This window comes from Acinetobacter sp. CIP 53.82 (assembly GCF_000369465.1).
Classification (GTDB): Bacteria; Pseudomonadota; Gammaproteobacteria; order Pseudomonadales; family Moraxellaceae; genus Acinetobacter; species Acinetobacter indicus.
In genome coordinates this window covers 841,171-855,912 of record NZ_KB850045.1, presented here as the reverse complement: position 1 = coordinate 855,912, position 14,742 = coordinate 841,171, and the positions used below count along the sequence as shown (strand labels likewise).

Sequence of the window (14,742 nt, the reverse complement as noted above, 5' to 3'; positions counted from 1 at the left end):
TCAGGCCAAAAATATCGGCCAGTTGCACGAAAGCATTGGCCGATCCAGTTTATTTGTTGAAATAATTGAGTGGCAGTTTCAGATAGCGCGTGCCATTGGCTTCCGGTTCAGGGAAATGTCCGGCCACCATATTGATCTGAATGGCAGGCAGAATCAGTTTTGGCATCGATAAACCGGCATCACGGCGATTACGCATTTCTACAAACTCAGCTTTTTGCGTGCCATCGTGAATATGGATATTCTCGGCTTTTTGCTGCTGGATACTGGTTTCGTGTATAAAGACCTCACGCCCTTCAGGCAGATAGTCATGACATAAAAATACCCGTGTCTGTGCTGGCAACTTATACAGTTTTTGCACAGAATCAAACAGTTGCTCTGCACTACCCTTCGGGAAATCGCAGCGTGCAGTACCATAATCCGGCATAAACAAGGTATCGCCGACAAAGACTGCATCACCAATCACATAGCTTAAACAGGCCGGTGTATGCCCTGGTGTTGGAATATTGTAGGCCGTTAATTCACCAATACTGAATTGCTCATGATCATCAAACAGATAATCAAAGGCTTGATGCGCATTCAGATATTTCAAATCCAGATTATAAATACGGCCAAACGTATCCTGCACCACAATAATCTTGTTACTGATGGCAATTTTTCCACCGAGCTTTTCTTTTAAATACTGGGCTGCGGTCAGATGATCTGCATGCACATGGGTTTCTAAAATCCACTCAACGCTTAGGCTATTTTGCTGAATATAGCTAATGATTGCGTCTGCACCTTCAGTCGAGGTAGATGCTGAAGCCGCATCATAATTCAAGACGCTATCAATAATTGCACATTGCTGCGTGGCTGGATCGGTCACTACATAGCTGAATGTATTGGTCTCTTTGTCAAAAAAATGTTGTACAACTGGCGTAGCGGTCATGATTTTTTCCCTAAAAGTCGATGATGGAGATACATGCCATACATCATCGCAGCAATAAAGTACAGCGCCTGATAATAGCCCAAACCAATTAACGTAAAGCTAGGTGCAGGACAAATGCCGGCAATTCCCCAGCCAATCCCAAACAAAGCGCTGCCGATAATCAGTTTAGAATCTAGCTGATTTTGCCGCGGTAACTCAATGGCCTCATGATACACCGTCTTAGGTTCGGCCTGACGTACTGCCTTTTGAAACGGAATAAAAGCCACGGCGATGGCACCCATCATCACAAAAGCCAGACTGGCATCCCAATCCCCAAAAATATCCAGAAAACCTAGTACTTTTTCCGGATTGGACATACCCGAAATCATCAGGCCCAATGAAAATAATCCGCCAAATAGAAACGCCCAGATATTTTTCATTTTAGAATGCTCCTGTGATATGGCGGATGACATACACTGTCAATACGCCCGTCAGCATAAAGGTCAAGGTCGCTACCATCGAACGTTTGGATAAACGGCTGATTCCACAAATACCATGACCACTGGTACAACCCGAACCTAAACGGGTCCCAAAACCAACCAAAATACCGGCCACCACCATCATGAGTGGTCTGGCGTCAAGTTCAATCTGTGGCTGCTGCCAGATTCCATAAATAAACGGCGTAACAAACAGTCCCAATAAAAACCACAGCGCCGGTGTTTTAAAGATGGTGCTTGGCTGCATCACCTGAGCCAGCAAACCACTAATCCCTGCGATTCGTCCGTTCACATATAAATAGCCGACCACGGCGGCCCCTAATAAAAGACCACCTAAAAACGCAATCAGGAAATCATGCATCGCCATACACCCAAAACATTATATGTTTTTATAATATATAAAATATCAATAAATAGCTATCCTTTCTTACAAAGAGCTAACCATCCTCCCCCCTTCCTTTATTCTGGCTTTTGCGTTGTCATTTGCTGATTAAGGAGAGTATTGCTTAGGCTATTTTAGGGATAAAGGAATGAGAATGAAGCGTTTAAAAAATAAGGAAAATAAAAAAGCTTCCACTGACTAGAGGCTTAGCGCGGCCAGCACATCTCTAAAAATAGGACTTGGATAAAGACTATTTTAGTTTAATAAACCGCCTTACAGGTCGTAAATGGAAAACAGTTTGCTAGAAAAATCATGTGAATTAATTAGCTGATCTTGATAGTTGGGCAAATCCCCCGAATATATCCTCGGGGAATTTTGTACTTCGGCAGAATATTATGTAGTTTGGCTTTAATTTCTTGGCATTTTAAAGCTGCTGATCAGAAATAGAGATGAGTACCCATCCAAGTGAACTGACTTACTCAAAAGCATTTAAAACTTTCTCTACAAACCACTCTGGCAACACCTGCGCCTCGGGATTTATTTTTAACAGCTCGGCATTTTCAATCTCGGCCAGAAAAGATGCGGCTTGACCATCCGTCGAGTTATCAAAAAAGTAGGTTCGATCTGTGGCATCCACCGCCTGCATTAATAAATCCATACTGCGGTAGTAACGCTGTTTAATCTTCTGTTCAGGCACGCCATGCCCGCCCTTCTCTACGCGATACTGCACCCGTGCAATATTAATCAGCGGATCAACCGTGGAAACATAGTACAGATAGGTTTTAAATCCCTGACGTTTTGCCTCATGTAAAAATTCCACTTTGGAAATATGCGACATCACCGTCTCAAAGGTAAAACTCACCTTTAAACGTAAAAACTCCAGGCGAATATAATCAATAATACGCGCGCATAAATAGGAGTCGATTTCCGCAGGATCAAACTGTACGCAGCTTGCACTAATCAGTACCGGTGGCTGACGTAATAAAGGCACCCATGTATTTGCCTGCGGTCGTTGTTTTTGTTCTAGAAAGGAAATTAAAGCAGCTGCATTCAATGCCCGATGATAATGGTCCAAATGCAAAACTGCAGAGTGTTTAAGCTGATATTCGAGTTCATCTGCATTTAAATATGCCCCAATATGATGGGGCAACAAATATTCCTTAATGGTACTTTTTCCTGAACCATTCGGACCTGCAAACATTCTGATGCGGGGTTGTGGCATAAATTAGTGAACGGTCTGTAATTTCTTTTTGCGTGTCAAGGTTTTTGGAAGATGCTGCGCACTACGATAAGCCGCCGATACATCTTTCATTACGCTTTCCTGACCATTCGGCTGGCGCTGTACCAGTTGCTGATCTTTCACATACACCACAGTTGAAGACGCACATGCCTGCTTAAAGGCATCACGAAATGCGTGAATCGCCAGTTTTGGAATCATATCATCCTCCACCTTGCCTGCTTTCATAATCGTATAAGCTGTCATTGGACAACTCCTATTCACACTGTGTGTAATATGTCTTTATCTTAGCACATCAGGGCTATTTGTCTATTTATACAGCACTTCGCCGATACAGAGTTGTCACAGGCTGAATTAGATAGATCTGTCTTACTTAGGCTAAATTAAGATATTTGTCGCTTTTAAGAAGATTTCCCCTTAATTAAAGCAATACTGTTATTTTTTAATTCTAAAATCAAGGCCCTACTCGCCAAATCAGTTTAGGCAATACGTGAACTATCAAATTTTGCCAACCTTGCCTGAACGGCTTTCGTACAGAAAGACACGAAACTGTCTTTTTCAATGAAAGAATTGGTCAATGACTTCCTGAAAATAAATCTAACGCTTTTGACTTCAACCTGCTCTCGTGTTCGTCACAATGACTATCCATGATCAGGATTGCTCTTTTCCTATTGGTGCTTTAAATACTCGAATACACCCTCTATCTGAAAGATCAGCCCAACTATTAAGCACATGCTAAACTGATCTAAACAGCACGCTAATGACTGATCGAATTACTATATCCCAAGCACAGAATAAAGATAAATATTTGTAATTCAATAATAAATAAAGATAGCAACACGGTAGTTTAAAGCCAGATAAAACAGAATCTATAGCGGCAACCTCTCAGCAGATATATTGAATGGTATAAATTTTAAAACGCGGCCAATTCAATATAGAAATCAGGAGGAGGATAAAAACTCCCCAAATTCAGGGATAGCATTCCGGGGGAAATCCAGAGATAAAACCGGATGCACATGCAGGCCATCTACTTGGGCTTAAACTCATCAAACTATTTTGCGGCAAACCTGTGAATGGTTTTGGTCAATTCTCATTACAATGTAAAAAACCGTAATTTCGTGCAAATTTGGAATCTTTTAACATTGCGAATTGTATGCAAAGTTTGCATGATATAGCCATATTTTGCGACATGCTTTTCACGTAAATTTAAAGAAATTATAAAAAAAATGTGGAATTTCATGCCATAATAAGCAAACTTTGCAGACATCTTGCAAAGACTATTTGCAACTTATTAATTGGAGCAGGCTGGATGAGTTCAACCATTTTGGTTATTCATGGACCGAATTTAAATTTGCTAGGAAAGCGAGAACCTGAGGTTTATGGACACCTTACCCTTGAGGATATAAATCAGCAGCTCATGACACAAGCGCAAAATGCATCATTTTCGCTAGAAACTTTCCAGAGTAACTGGGAAGGTGCCATTGTCGACCGAATTCATCAGGCAGGTCAAGAAGGCGTTCAATTCATCATTATTAATCCTGCAGCCCTGACCCATACCTCAGTCGCAGTACGTGATGCACTTCTTGGCGTTGCCATCCCGTTTATTGAAGTCCATCTGTCTAACGTGCATGCACGTGAAGCATTTAGACATCATTCATATTTGTCCGATAAAGCTGTAGGCGTGATCTGCGGATTGGGTGCAAAAGGCTATGCTGCTGCACTTGACTACGTTATCGAAAAAATTCAACTCACTTCGCAATCTTAATTAGGAATACTGTCTCATGGATATCCGTAAAATCAAGAAACTCATCGACCTGATGATTGAATCTGACTTACAAGCGATTGAAGTTAAAGAAGGCGATCAGGCGATTGCGCTTACTCGTCGCAGTCCAGTAGTAGCGGCAGCAGTTCCGGCAATGCCTGCTCCAGCAGCAGATCTGCCATCAGCACCGAAATCTTCTCCACGTGGCGCAGTTGAAACTTCTCCAATGGTTGGCGTGTTCTATGCAGCACCAAGCCCAGGTGAAGCACCTTTTGTGAAAATCGGTCAAACCGTTTCTGCAGGTGAAACCTTAGGTATTATCGAAGCCATGAAAATCATGAACCCGATTGAAGCAACTCAAAGCGGCGTGATTGAAGAAATTCTAGTTAAAAATGGTGAAGTGATTCAGTTTGGTCAACCACTCTTCCGCTACCGCGCTTAAGACCACGGGGACTCACAATGTTGCAAAAAGTTTTAATTGCAAACCGTGGTGAGATTGCGCTTCGCATCACCCGGGCCTGCAAAACTTTAGGAATCAAAACTGTCGGTATCTATTCCGATGCCGATAAAGACCTGATGCATTTACGTTTCTGTGATGAAGCCGTGTGTATCGGTCCGGGCGCGAGCAGCGACAGTTATCTGAATATTCCTGCGATTATTACCGCAGCAGAAATTACCGGTGCTGATGCCATTCACCCGGGTTATGGTTTCCTGTCTGAAAATGCGGAATTTGCCGAAATTGTAGAAAGCTCAGGCTTTATCTTTATTGGTCCGCGTCCAGAACACATCCGCTTAATGGGGAACAAGGTTTCTGCCATTACCGCCATGCGTAAAGCCGGCGTACCGACGGTACCAGGTTCTGCCCATGCAGTAACACCACAAAATGCCCTGGCTGAAGCCAAAGAAATCGGCTTTCCACTGATTGTTAAAGCAGCTGCCGGTGGTGGTGGTCGTGGTATGCGTATTGTTGAACGTGTCGATACCCTGCTGGAATCGGTACAAGCGGCGCAGCGTGATGCGGAAATGTGGTTTGGTGATGATACGGTCTATATGGAACGTTTCCTGCAAAAGCCTCGTCACGTTGAAGTGCAAGTACTGGGCGATGGTAACGGCCATGCCATCCATCTGTATGACCGTGACTGCTCTTTACAGCGTCGCCATCAAAAAGTTCTGGAAGAAGCACCAGCACCAAACCTGCCAGAGCAAGCACGTGCAGATATTTTAGAAGCCTGTGTCAACGCCTGTAAGATGATGCAGTATCGCGGTGCCGGTACTTTCGAGTTCCTGTTTGAAGATGGCGAGTTCTTCTTTATCGAGATGAACACCCGTGTTCAGGTAGAACATCCGGTAACTGAAATGGTCACAGGTATTGATATTATTGAACAACAACTGCGCGTTGCCGGTGGTTTAGGCCTCGACATTCAGCAGGAAGATGTTCAGGTGAAAGGTCATGCCATTGAATGCCGTATCAATGCGGAAGATCCATCAACCTTCCTGCCATCACCAGGCAAGATTGAAAACTTCTACGCGTCTGGTGGTGCCGGTATCCGCTTAGATTCACATATCTATCCGGGCTATAGCATTCCGCCTTATTACGACTCGATGATCGCTAAACTGATTGCGCATGGTAAAGACCGTAGCACCAGTATTGCGCGCATGCGTCAGGCGCTGGATGAAATGATTTTGACCGGTGTGAAAACCAATATTCCATTACATAAAGATCTGATCTTGCAAGATGAAAACTTCTGCAAACAGGCAATGGATATTCACTACCTGGAAAAGCATTTGTTAAAGCAGCTTGAAGGTGCCAACAAGGAAGCCTAAGCGTTTCCTTGTGAAAATAAAAAAACCGCTGATTTCAGCGGTTTTTTTATGGCTGAATTTCAGCTTTAAGGCAAAACACGGCGCAAAGTGGCAAAGCACTGTTCGGCTTTTTCATTACTACAGAAATGAATAGTATGCGGGTTTTTCCATTGCACAAAATATTGTGAAATCTCCCCGGTCTGATCTTCCTGATAACCGGAACAATCGACCTCATTATTGTCATATTTAATTTGCATGATTAAGGCAGGTAAACTGCTGGCCGGATCTTCTGCCGGCTGATAGTCATAGATGCCAGACGACCATTCCTGACCGCTTTTGATAATGACATCGTTATCACCCCGAAAATTATAATATTCAATACATTTGCGGTTATTTGGAATTTCCATGCCCCACAATCCCACAATTTCAGGACGGGTAATGACACGAACGGTATTGGCATTGACAGGCGCTTTTGCAGCGGTTGCGGCAGCACTATTTGTTGTTGTCGTTTTTGTTTCATTGGCCATCACGGCAGTGCAACATACTAACATTAAACTGGTGAGATAAAGTTTTTTCATACATTGATTCAATGATATAAAGTACCCGCTAACGTTAGCATATTTTTTGCAATAAACTTAGTGCATAAACATAACTCAACAATTTTTTTAAGCCCCAAAATCGCTAATTTTTACTGTTTAAATTTTAATCTCGCCTTGCAACTTTGCGTAAAATCTCTTACAACAGTTTCTGACAATTTATATTTTCAGGATTGAAAATGAAGTTACAAGAATATTTAAAATATGATGGTCTGGGGCTGGCCGAATTAGTGGCAAAAAAAGAAATTCAGGCATCGGAACTGCTGGAACTGGCCGTACAACGCGCCGAACAAAGCAAAAGCCTGAATGCAATTATTATTCCGATGCATGAACATGCCCAGCAACGCGTACAAGGACCATTGTCTGGTCCATTTGCTGGGGTACCCTTTCTGGTCAAAGACCTGTTTCAGGAATATGCGGGCTACCCAACTTCTTATGGCTGTCAAGGCTTAAAAAGAATGGGCTATATTCCCGAAACAAACGCTGAAATTGTCAATCGTTGGGAACAGGCCGGAATTGTGACTTTTGGCCGTACCAACACTCCTGAATTCGGAATCAAAGGCATTACCGAACCGGATGCTTGGGGCAGCTGTAAAAACCCGTGGCATTTAAAACATAATAGTGGAGGCTCATCGGGTGGTTCTGCGGCTGCTGTGGCCGCCGGTATTGTGTCACTGGCCGGTGCCGGCGATGGCGGTGGCTCGATTCGTATTCCCGCCTCTTATTGCGGCTTGTTCGGTTTAAAACCGAGTCGTGGCCGCACACCATGGGGACCCTCAATGAGTGAGGCTATGCACGGCGCCGCCATTCAGCATGTGTTGACGCGCAGCGTCCGGGATAGCGCTGCCATGCTTGATGCAACCCACGGCGAAGAACACAGCTCTTTATTTAAGATTCAGCGCCCGGAAGGTCAATATCTGCAGCTGATGCAGCAAGCACCAAAAAAACTGAAAATTGCGTTTAGCACCCGCTCTCCAATTGGCACCGCTGTATCTAAAGATGCTATTCAGGCGATTGAGCACACTGTAAAACTCTTAACCAGCCTTGGGCATGAAGTAATTGAAGATCAGCCAGCTATTGATGGCATGCAACTAGCCAAAGATTTTATTACCACCTGGTTTAGCCAGTTCTCTTATATGCTCAGCCAGATTCGCGCGCAGTATCCTTCACGTGATGATGATTTTGAACTGGATTCACTGGCGCTGGCCGCATTTGGCGCCAAAACCTCTGCGCTGGATTATATTCACAACCTGAATAACTGGGGCGTTTATACCACGCAAATGAACCAGTTCTTTGACCGGTATGATTTATATCTGACCCCAGCCACAGCCTCGGTAGCTCCCCAGAATGGCGAAGTTAAAACCCCAGCCTGGCAAAAACCGGTGTTAAAAGCCTTGCTGAAAGTCGGTCAGGCACATCTGTTAACCCAAGGCAAACTGGTCGATCAGATTGTACGGGAAAACCTGAAATGGGTACCTTTTACCCAGCTGGCCAATATTACCGGCTTACCGGCGATGTCTGTGCCGCTGTACTGGAATAAACAGCGCTTGCCTTTAGGTTCTCAGTTTATTGCACCTTTTGCCCGTGAAGATGTATTACTACAACTGGCTGCACAACTGGAACAGGCTCAACCGTGGTTCCCGCAATATCAACACATCAAAATTTAAAGACTTGAATATCCTGATTCAACAGCCGGTCGATATGACCGGCTTTTTCTACGCCTGTTTTTGCAGCTGTTTCGGCAAACCAAAGACCAGTAACAAGCCCAGCAATGTAGATAAGCCAGCCCAGATAAAGACCGTTTGCCCTGAAAAAATATCCCAATAATAACCGGCCAGAATACTTCCCAACGCCACACCCATACCCCACATAGTGCTATAGATGGCTTGCCCTCGCCCTTGCTGCCCCAAGCTAAAATTCTGAAAAATCACCCGCATCGCAATCACATGGAATAAGCCAAAACTAAAGGCATGGATGGTCTGGGCAAAAAACTGGGCGATAAAACTGTCAGGTACCAAACCAACAACAATCCAGCGTAAACCGGTCAGCAGCAAACAGGCCATCACCAGCGTTCGCCATGACCAGCGCGACAGGAAAAAGGTTGCATAAGCAAACATGATAATTTCCGCAATCACGCCTACTGACCATAACAAACCAATTATTGAAGTACTAAAACCAGCCTGACTCAGATAATTGCTATAAAAACTGTAAAACGGCGCATGCGAAAATAGCAGAATAAACTCAATGAGGAAAAAACAGGCCACTACAGGCCGTTTTAACACTGGCCACAAAGGCTCCAGCTGTTTTTGGGAACTTGGTGCAGCGCTGGGTTCTTTAATACTAAAAGACCAGATAAATGCCAGAAACGCGATACATAGCAACAATACCGGCAGCATGGAGATTGGAATAATTTCCAGCAAGGCACCGATACCAAATACCGCAACAATAAAACCGACCGATCCCCATTTACGCACCTTGCCATACAGCTGTTCACGTTGATCGCCCAGCCAGAATAAAGTCACCCCTTCAAACTGGGCCAAAATGGCATTCTGGAAAAAGCTAAAAATTAGCATCAGCAACGCGACTGACTGAAAACTATTCGGAATGATAAACAGCATGAACCAGATACAGGCTTCCATCCAGGTGGCAATACGCACCAGCAACATGCGTTTACCGGATTTATCGGCAATCCATCCCCAAATAAAAGGGGCAAAAAAACGGGTGATAATTGCAATGGAAGACAGAATCCCGATTTCCTGATAATTGAAGCCCTGATCTTCCAGATACAGGCTCCAAAATGGCATAAATGTGCCAACAATGGCGTAATAGAAAAAGTAGAAACCACCGAGCCGTGTACTGATTGCAAGTGATCGCATTAGCCGCCCAATCCTTGCATGTTAAATCTGTGATGGAACTTTATGAGTGCATTGGGTTGCATGTATTTTCCTTTGCTTGCAGTTGAGGATACTGCTGAGAAACTCTGCCGAATTTCAGTATTTTAGCACTTGCTTTGTGACGCAACTCAACAGATTGAAAAAAGAAATCCTCAAGATGAGATCAGATGCAGATCATTTAATATGCAGCCAGAAGCCCCTTATCTTTCGTGATCACTGATCATCTGGGCGATTTAACTCAATAAATCGTCTAGTAGCGCAATCTATTACAAGCTTCTTATCGAAGCTCAGAATTGATCAATGAGCGCTCTTGCGATTGTTTATATAAGTCACAAATTTTTTCGTTTGTCATATCACCCGTCATCGAATGAATGTGTGATCCCCCCAAATCTGGAACGCTACGTTGGATTTGTCCGGTTTCCGAGCAAACAAGAACAGATTAGGATAAAACGGATCTTTTTATCCTCTTCTAGAATATGAATAACACATCACTCTACTACACCCGCACCGCCCAAGTCTTGCACTGGCTTATGGCAATTATTTTTATAGCGGCCTGGATTATTGGTTTTTATAGCGGTAACTTTTTGAGTTATGAAGCAGATGGCAGCTTTAAAGGCGATGTCATTAAATTGCATAAAAATATTGCCACCACGCTCATCTTCCTAATTGTCATCCGGATTTTCTGGCGCTATACCCATCCGGTGCCAAAACTCCCCGACACCATGTCACCACTTATGCAAAAACTGGCTCATCTGGGTCATTTAGCTCTGTACTTTATGCTACTGGCCTTGCCGATTACCGGCTGTTTATTTAGCTGGAGCGCCGGTCATCCGGCACCGGTACTTTATCTGTTTGAAATTCCACGAATGGTACAAGCCAATCCGGAGCTGTTAGCCATCGTTAAACCCTTACATATCTATTTATCCTGGGCAGCAGGCCTATTATTGATAGGTCATGTACTGGCGGCATTAAAACATCATTTTATTGACCGCGATCATGTTCTAAAAAGTATGATTTCGAGCGATAAATAAATATCGGTTTTAAATCAGAATAAATCAGGTAGTTTATCCACTTAAACTGTCTGATATAAATAGGACAAAACTGTCATAAATAAAATACCCTTGTATATAAATAAAACCCACACCTCTCTTTATTCTATTTAAAAGCATGTAACCGTTTAATACGACGTGAATATCTGCCGCTGATTTGTATCGCTTTTATTGCTTTTCATCTTTTGTGCGATAGCTTGCATTAGAGTGAAAAAATCCTGTTCTTGAGGCAGCAGTATGGCCAAGTTTCGTCATCATGAACTGCAACAACATGCGGAGGTCTTTACCGCTAACGGCGTTCATCTGGGCCAAATTGAACAGTTTCTGGATTTAGATCGAATCCAATTAAGTCAGGATGCCGAAGGCAAAGCACATCTGATCCCGCTATCCTGGGTGGGTGATATTTGTGAGCAGCGCATTATCCTGATTAAAAACCTGCAAGAAGTACAAGAAACCTGGATTGAAATACCGCAATAAATTTTGATATCAACCGGACTTTATTCGAGGATCTGCTTATGAATCAGCTGCCGCATCTTTCATCCGTTCAACAATCTTCGCTTTCAATACAGGCCTGTCTGGAATGCATTGTTGCTTGTCAACGCTGCGCAGATGCCTGTTTACACGAAGAACATGTGCAGATGATGCGAACCTGCATCCAGCGCTGTTTGGACTGTGTTGAAACCTGCAAACTCTGTGTTGCCTTTGAAATTCGCAACTCGGAGCTACATCATTTAGCCATGGACCTGTGTGCCAAAGCCTGTGAACTGTGTGCCGAAGAATGTGGCCAGCATGAAGATGAACATTGTCAAAACTGTGCCCGCGCCTGTCGTGCCTGCGCAGAAGCCTGTCAGATTGAAGGTTAATATGGTTTAACGAATCTCAACTGGAAAATAAAAACCACCCGAAGGTGGTTTTTATTTTTAAAAGAGCACGACTCTGTTTTGCCCTAATAAGTAAATCAGACAGGTGATAATACATGAAGCACTCACCAGAACCGTAATATCTAAAGACCGTCGTGTATTCACTTTCATATCCATACTCCTTTCTTATTATTGTTCTGTTCTTATACCAAGAAATAGTGATATGACCAATTGCATTATATTACAAAAGCTCACCTATTTATAATATACATCCCCTACATGTATATAAATCCAGAATACTTGGTAATTTATATTAAATTTCTATCACTAAAATTAGCAAAAAATAACATTTACTTTTTTATCTATTTAAAAATACGGATTATTCTTTTTCCACAAAACTTAATTCATACTCATCCTGGGTCACTTTTAGCTTGATTCCACGATAACGGCGCTTGTCCGGATCGAGTGCAGAATCTCGGACTTCCTTGGAAAAACGCATATCATGCATAAAATGCGCATACAATTTATAGCCCAAACGTAGTTTTTTCGGTTTCTTGCCTTCTTTTAGGCACTTATCAATGGCCTGATTTAAAAACTCCAAGCTGACATCGTTCATCTGCTTTAACCTCACTTTAACCTTTATTCATTAGTTTTAAATATAAGTAGCAAAAGTTTCATTTTTAAGAATATAGAAAAAATAATATATATATGTATAATATAAAAAATATCAGTTATTTAGCTTTGCTCGATTTTTACCATTGTTTAAAATATTTTAATAAATTACATTTCTATTAAAAACTGAACAAAAAAAAGAGTCCATACGAGGGATGTATGGACCCAAACTCATAAAGAGGAAAGTCAAGAGAAAATAAGAACTTACAGCGCATATTTCCTGATTAAAATTGTCCTATTTTCCTGGATTTCCAGCATTGGCAAAAGCTTCCATTTTTTTATTTTTTTTAAACAACAAGTCATATTTTTCAAAGTAATTTCAAAACGTTACTTGTCACATTTTCTTGACTAAGGTGCTGGCGTTAGCTGATAACCCAGGCCTTGCGCCGCACCCAGTTGTGTGGCCGAAATGGTAAAGATGGCAGTCTGGCCGGTACTGGCACCACACACGGTAATATGTACCAGACCATCATGCCCGAGTGCTTCATCATAAACTTCTATCCCGGCCTGCTGCAGTTGCTCTTTCAGCTGCTGTAAACGCACTTTGGGATCATCCCCCTCACACTGCTTTAAACCTAAGGACTTGGTCACATCTACCTGTTGTGCTGGTGTAGAAGGTACGCTTTGACATGCCATCAGCGTACAACTGGCAAACATGCCAAATAATAAACCGATCTTCATCTTGCATCTCCTTGATCAAACTGCTGCGAGCTCTGCGCTATACTGACGCTTCCTGTCCTGCAACACGTTTGATTTAACTATGAGAAATTAGGAGCTGATGGATAAGCATCCCCCAGACTTAGCGCTGCACGGCGGTATCCTGTTTATCTCTTGGATGTTGTGGATGCGGATTCTTTTTATTTGGAATCACTTGTGAATCGGTCTTGGGTTGAGGTTGCTGTTGCTGGGTCTTTTCATTCGAGGTTTTTTCTGGTTTAGCCATCATCGACTCCTGTCTTTATTGTTGTGTTGAACTGTTTTTATTGTTCATGATTTAAGACAGCCGCGCTGTATGGCTTTGGTCAATATTTCAGCTTTCTTGTTAATTCAGGCTTTGTTATTGCAACAGTTTTTAAAAACAAGGTAGATAAAAAAAGCCGCCCGCAGGCGACTTTCCGTGTTATGCCACAGTCACGACTTTGACAATAATACGTTGCAGGTTTTCTGGCTCTGCTGCGTTCTGGACGCGTTTCAGTTCTTTACTAATCACTTTAAACTGATGGTTCTGATAAGAAATTACTTCAGGAATCTGGTCAAAATATAAAGCATCGGCCTGTAATTCTTCCTGGAAAAGTAAGGTTCCTAACTGGTAGTCGAGGTCTTTTAAGACCATATATTTCACAATCGTTTTCATTGTATTAACCTACTTTCACTAAGCACTTTATTTTTAGTTTTACCATTCTTTTGCAACGGAATAAACCGATAATTTCGAGTTTCGCCTAACTGCTATACAATTGAAACTGGAACGCGCGATCTTTAGTGCTAAATGCCTGAATCCGCAACAAGATTGAGGCTGATCTCGCTTAAAATCGCTTGGAAAAGAAGAAGAAATGGAGATTCATCATGCTGAAACGCTGCTGTGATGCACTAGAACAACAGCAACTGACCATTGCTTTTATTGAAAGTGCCAGCTCAGGCTATTTATGCAGTCAGTTTTCAATTTATAAGAATAGCGGCGCAGATATTTTACTCGGGGCACTGGTCAGCTATGACCCGAGCATTAAAGCCAATCTGTTACAGATTGATCCGGCACTGATTGCGCATTACACGGCGGAGTCTGCAGAAATTACCGCGCAGATGGCCTTGCATGGCCAGGCTCTGTTTAAACAGGCCAATATTGTGGTGGCCTGTACCGGCTTGCTAAAACCCGGTGGCAGCGCCTCTGCAGAGAAACCCGAAGGCACTTTTTATATTGCCATTCACTATCAGCAGCAATTGCATAATTTTCATTATCTGCTGGATGGCAGCCCGATTGAACGGCTGGATCAGCTGACCCAATTGGTGGCACAGGAAGTATTGGCACTTATTCTATCTTCACCTGCTTAGATACACTGTTTCTCATCTTTTCTCCATGATTTTAGCTTAA

19 protein-coding genes are annotated in these 14,742 nt (G+C 42.8%); 8 read left to right on the top strand and 11 right to left on the bottom strand.

Annotation, left to right across the window (positions count from 1 at the left end; all coding sequences use genetic code 11):
• Positions 1 to 49: 49 nt before the first annotated feature.
• From F905_RS04635 to F905_RS04615, 5 genes are all read right to left on the bottom strand, one after another.
• Complete coding sequence (locus tag F905_RS04635) at positions 50 to 925, bottom strand: MBL fold metallo-hydrolase (protein WP_005177784.1); 876 nt, start codon at positions 923 to 925, stop codon at positions 50 to 52.
• Entirely contained in the window at positions 922 to 1,344 is a 423-nt protein-coding gene (locus F905_RS04630) for a DUF6691 family protein (protein WP_005177782.1), read from the bottom strand. Before F905_RS04630 ends, F905_RS04635 begins: the two co-directional genes overlap by 4 nt.
• A 1-nt stretch (position 1,345) precedes the next feature.
• Positions 1,346 to 1,762, bottom strand: coding sequence for a YeeE/YedE family protein (locus F905_RS04625; protein ID WP_016658158.1), 417 nt, complete (start codon positions 1,760 to 1,762; stop codon positions 1,346 to 1,348).
• A gap of 496 nt (positions 1,763 to 2,258) precedes the next feature.
• Positions 2,259 to 3,005: an ATPase gene (locus tag F905_RS04620; protein ID WP_005177777.1), complete on the bottom strand. Its 747-nt coding sequence runs from the start codon at positions 3,003 to 3,005 to the stop codon at positions 2,259 to 2,261.
• A gap of 3 nt (positions 3,006 to 3,008) precedes the next feature.
• On the bottom strand, positions 3,009 to 3,266 hold the full coding sequence (locus F905_RS04615; RefSeq protein WP_005177774.1) for a hypothetical protein: 258 nt from the start codon (positions 3,264 to 3,266) through the stop codon (positions 3,009 to 3,011).
• Positions 3,267 to 4,329: 1,063 nt separating this feature from the next.
• Between F905_RS04615 and aroQ the strand changes: the two genes are divergently transcribed.
• From aroQ to accC, 3 genes are read left to right on the top strand one after another with little or no spacing between them, the layout of a single operon-like run.
• Complete coding sequence (gene aroQ / locus F905_RS04610; protein ID WP_005177772.1) at positions 4,330 to 4,785, top strand: type II 3-dehydroquinate dehydratase; 456 nt, start codon at positions 4,330 to 4,332, stop codon at positions 4,783 to 4,785.
• 16 nt (positions 4,786 to 4,801) lie between these two features.
• On the top strand, positions 4,802 to 5,224 hold the full coding sequence (gene accB, locus F905_RS04605; RefSeq protein ID WP_005177770.1) for an acetyl-CoA carboxylase biotin carboxyl carrier protein: 423 nt from the start codon (positions 4,802 to 4,804) through the stop codon (positions 5,222 to 5,224).
• A gap of 17 nt (positions 5,225 to 5,241) precedes the next feature.
• A complete protein-coding gene (accC, locus tag F905_RS04600; protein ID WP_005177767.1) occupies positions 5,242 to 6,606 on the top strand; it encodes an acetyl-CoA carboxylase biotin carboxylase subunit in 1,365 nt (454 codons plus the stop codon).
• A gap of 65 nt (positions 6,607 to 6,671) precedes the next feature.
• Here accC and F905_RS04595 read toward each other — a convergent pair whose 3' ends face one another.
• Positions 6,672 to 7,163 (bottom strand): hypothetical protein, encoded by a 492-nt coding sequence (locus tag F905_RS04595; protein ID WP_034597534.1) that lies wholly within the window; start codon positions 7,161 to 7,163, stop codon positions 6,672 to 6,674.
• A 197-nt stretch (positions 7,164 to 7,360) separates the two neighbouring features.
• Here F905_RS04595 and F905_RS04590 point away from each other — a divergent pair, with 197 nt between their 5' ends.
• The gene (locus tag F905_RS04590; RefSeq protein ID WP_005177763.1) at positions 7,361 to 8,848 is read left to right on the top strand and encodes an amidase; all 1,488 of its coding nucleotides are present in this window, start codon (positions 7,361 to 7,363) and stop codon (positions 8,846 to 8,848) included.
• 48 nt (positions 8,849 to 8,896) lie between these two features.
• Here F905_RS04590 and F905_RS04585 read toward each other — a convergent pair whose 3' ends face one another.
• Positions 8,897 to 10,057, bottom strand: a complete 1,161-nt coding sequence (locus F905_RS04585) for an MFS transporter (RefSeq protein WP_005177761.1) — start codon at positions 10,055 to 10,057, stop codon at positions 8,897 to 8,899.
• Between the two features lie 494 nt (positions 10,058 to 10,551).
• On the opposite strand from F905_RS04585, the gene F905_RS04580 reads away from it, so the two are divergent.
• The 3 genes from F905_RS04580 to F905_RS04570 all read left to right on the top strand — a co-directional run bounded on the left by F905_RS04580 (position 10,552) and on the right by F905_RS04570 (position 11,987).
• Complete coding sequence (locus tag F905_RS04580) at positions 10,552 to 11,106, top strand: cytochrome b (protein WP_005177758.1); 555 nt, start codon at positions 10,552 to 10,554, stop codon at positions 11,104 to 11,106.
• A gap of 255 nt (positions 11,107 to 11,361) precedes the next feature.
• The gene (locus F905_RS04575) at positions 11,362 to 11,601 is read left to right on the top strand and encodes a DUF2171 domain-containing protein (protein WP_005177756.1); all 240 of its coding nucleotides are present in this window, start codon (positions 11,362 to 11,364) and stop codon (positions 11,599 to 11,601) included.
• 38 nt (positions 11,602 to 11,639) lie between these two features.
• The gene (locus F905_RS04570; protein ID WP_005177753.1) at positions 11,640 to 11,987 is read left to right on the top strand and encodes a four-helix bundle copper-binding protein; all 348 of its coding nucleotides are present in this window, start codon (positions 11,640 to 11,642) and stop codon (positions 11,985 to 11,987) included.
• A 376-nt stretch (positions 11,988 to 12,363) separates the two neighbouring features.
• On the opposite strand, the gene F905_RS04565 is transcribed toward F905_RS04570, so the two are convergent.
• The 4 genes from F905_RS04565 to F905_RS04555 all read right to left on the bottom strand — a co-directional run bounded on the left by F905_RS04565 (position 12,364) and on the right by F905_RS04555 (position 14,010).
• On the bottom strand, positions 12,364 to 12,600 hold the full coding sequence (locus F905_RS04565; protein WP_005177751.1) for a hypothetical protein: 237 nt from the start codon (positions 12,598 to 12,600) through the stop codon (positions 12,364 to 12,366).
• Positions 12,601 to 13,004: 404 nt separating this feature from the next.
• The gene (locus F905_RS04560) at positions 13,005 to 13,337 is read right to left on the bottom strand and encodes a hypothetical protein (RefSeq protein WP_005177749.1); all 333 of its coding nucleotides are present in this window, start codon (positions 13,335 to 13,337) and stop codon (positions 13,005 to 13,007) included.
• Between the two features lie 118 nt (positions 13,338 to 13,455).
• Positions 13,456 to 13,599: a hypothetical protein gene (locus F905_RS15480; RefSeq protein WP_005177747.1), complete on the bottom strand. Its 144-nt coding sequence runs from the start codon at positions 13,597 to 13,599 to the stop codon at positions 13,456 to 13,458.
• 177 nt (positions 13,600 to 13,776) lie between these two features.
• On the bottom strand, positions 13,777 to 14,010 hold the full coding sequence (locus F905_RS04555; protein ID WP_005177745.1) for a hypothetical protein: 234 nt from the start codon (positions 14,008 to 14,010) through the stop codon (positions 13,777 to 13,779).
• 209 nt (positions 14,011 to 14,219) lie between these two features.
• Between F905_RS04555 and F905_RS04550 the strand changes: the two genes are divergently transcribed.
• On the top strand, positions 14,220 to 14,702 hold the full coding sequence (locus F905_RS04550) for a CinA family protein (protein ID WP_005177742.1): 483 nt from the start codon (positions 14,220 to 14,222) through the stop codon (positions 14,700 to 14,702).
• Positions 14,703 to 14,742 lie beyond the last annotated feature (40 nt).